The 332-nt window shown below is 61.4% G+C and carries 1 pseudogene; it reads left to right on the top strand.

Annotation, left to right across the window (positions count from 1 at the left end):
* Positions 1-332, top strand: a pseudogene (locus LKK83_RS00270) (photosystem II D2 protein (photosystem q(a) protein)); the annotation flags it as partial.

Genomic DNA, 332 nt, shown 5'->3' with positions numbered 1-332 from the left:
TTGGCGATCGGGGGCTGGCTGACCGGCACCACCTTCGTTACCTCCTGGTACACCCACGGATTGGCCTCCTCCTACCTCGAAGGAGCCAACTTCCTCACCGTGGCCGTGTCCACCCCCCCGAACAGCTTGGGACACTCCCTCCTCTTCCTGTGGGGACCGGAAGCCCAAGGTGACTTCACCCGCTGGTGTCAACTAGGCGGACTGTGGACCTTCGTCGCCCTGCACGGAGCCTTCGGCTTGATTGGCTTCTGCCTACGCCAGTTGGAAATCTCCCGTCTGTTAGGGATTCGTCCTTATAATGCCCTGGCCTTCACCGGACCGATCGCGGTGTT

The organism is Phormidium sp. CCY1219, assembly GCF_035615515.1.
GTDB lineage: Bacteria > Cyanobacteriota > Cyanobacteriia > Cyanobacteriales > Laspinemataceae > CCY1219.
This window is presented reverse-complemented; position numbering and strand designations above follow the sequence as displayed.